Source organism: Anaerobacillus sp. MEB173 (assembly GCF_052119505.1).
GTDB lineage: Bacteria > Bacillota > Bacilli > Bacillales > JBJMAU01 > JBJMAU01.
Genome location: NZ_JBJMAU010000047.1, coordinates 1 through 1375 on the forward strand (window position 1 = coordinate 1; position 1375 = coordinate 1375).

At 48.9% G+C, this 1375-nt stretch carries 11 tRNA genes; all 11 read right to left on the reverse strand.

Annotation, left to right across the window (positions count from 1 at the left end):
* Nucleotides 1–13 precede the first annotated feature (13 nt).
* The 11 genes from ACJ2A9_RS23455 to ACJ2A9_RS23505 all read right to left on the reverse strand — a co-directional run bounded on the left by ACJ2A9_RS23455 (nucleotide 14) and on the right by ACJ2A9_RS23505 (nucleotide 1363).
* Nucleotides 14–89 (reverse strand) — tRNA-His (locus ACJ2A9_RS23455).
* A gap of 25 nt (nucleotides 90–114) precedes the next feature.
* Nucleotides 115–188, reverse strand: a tRNA-Trp gene (locus tag ACJ2A9_RS23460).
* 13 nt (nucleotides 189–201) lie between these two features.
* Nucleotides 202–286, reverse strand: a tRNA-Tyr gene (locus ACJ2A9_RS23465).
* A gap of 55 nt (nucleotides 287–341) precedes the next feature.
* Nucleotides 342–414 (reverse strand) — tRNA-Thr (locus tag ACJ2A9_RS23470).
* Between the two features lie 18 nt (nucleotides 415–432).
* Nucleotides 433–508: transfer RNA gene (locus tag ACJ2A9_RS23475), tRNA-Phe, on the reverse strand.
* A gap of 27 nt (nucleotides 509–535) precedes the next feature.
* Nucleotides 536–611, reverse strand: a tRNA-Asp gene (locus ACJ2A9_RS23480).
* A 113-nt stretch (nucleotides 612–724) separates the two neighbouring features.
* Nucleotides 725–801 (reverse strand) — tRNA-Met (locus ACJ2A9_RS23485).
* Between the two features lie 224 nt (nucleotides 802–1025).
* Nucleotides 1026–1101: transfer RNA gene (locus tag ACJ2A9_RS23490), tRNA-Val, on the reverse strand.
* Nucleotides 1102–1105: 4 nt separating this feature from the next.
* Nucleotides 1106–1180 (reverse strand) — tRNA-Glu (locus ACJ2A9_RS23495).
* Nucleotides 1181–1193: 13 nt separating this feature from the next.
* A tRNA-Ser gene (locus tag ACJ2A9_RS23500) sits at nucleotides 1194–1287 on the reverse strand.
* Between the two features lies 1 nt (nucleotide 1288).
* A tRNA-Asn gene (locus tag ACJ2A9_RS23505) sits at nucleotides 1289–1363 on the reverse strand.
* Nucleotides 1364–1375 lie beyond the last annotated feature (12 nt).

Here is a 1375-nt window from a genome sequence, read left to right on the forward strand (position 1 = left end):
ATTTTATAATTAATGGGGCGGCTGATGGGAATCGAACCCACGAATGCCGGAACCACAATCCGGTGCGTTAACCACTTCGCCACAACCGCCATTTTCATTATTTATTAAAATAGATGGCAGGGGCAGTAGGAATCGAACCCACAACGGAGGTTTTGGAGACCTCTGTTTTACCGTTAAACTATGCCCCTAAAAGTTCAAAAGTGGTGGAGGGGGACGGATTCGAACCGCCGAACCCTGAGGGAGCGGATTTACAGTCCGCCGCGTTTAGCCACTTCGCTACCCCTCCACTTTACAACGTACACCTGCTACAGTACAAACGACTTAACAAATAGTTGAAAGAGTGCCGGCCAGAGGACTTGAACCCCCAACCTACTGATTACAAGTCAGTTGCTCTACCAATTGAGCTAGGCCGGCATACTTAGTTTAAATAGATGGTGGCTCGAGACGGAATCGAACCGCCGACACGAGGATTTTCAGTCCTCTGCTCTACCGACTGAGCTATCGAGCCATATATACTTTATAGTTAAAAATATGATGGCGGACCCGACCGGGATCGAACCGGCGATCTCCTGCGTGACAGGCAGGCATGTTAACCGCTACACCACGGGTCCTTAGTATTAGTGTATTACTTTGTAACACGCTTTTGCTCCTGCGTCTACTAGTCCCGCTTCGAAGTAAGCTTTCTCGTCGCAAACCTGCATTGATGCATAACCAAGTAGTTGATTGGTTGCGGGAGTAGGATTTGAACCTACGACCTTCGGGTTATGAGCCCGACGAGCTACCGAACTGCTCCATCCCGCGACGTTTTATAGTTAACAGATGATGTCTTGCTTCGAAGTCAGTTACACTGTATCTTCCTCTACAAGTATCGCTTCGCTGCTGTTTGCGTCGAAACAACTCGTAGTACATACATTGATGTAATGCTTGTTGCTCCATCCCGCGACGATGTAAAGTTAATAGAAGATGTCTTTGACGACTTTTCTAGTATAACACATACTCATTCAAAAAACTAGTCATTTTTTAAATGGTGGAGGATGACGGGATCGAACCGCCGACCCCCTGCTTGTAAGGCAGGTGCTCTCCCAGCTGAGCTAATCCTCCAATATGGTGACCCGTACGGGATTCGAACCCGTGTTACCGCCGTGAAAGGGCGGTGTCTTAACCGCTTGACCAACGGGCCAAAACAAACGAGATGGCGGAGAGCGAGGGATTCGAACCCTCGAGACGGTTTTACACCGCCTACACGATTTCCAATCGTGCTCCTTCGGCCAGCTCGGACAGCTCTCCTTGGCTCCACAGGTAGGACTCGAACCTACGACCGATCGGTTAACAGCCGATTGCTCTACCACTGAGCTACTGTGGAATAAAAATATAT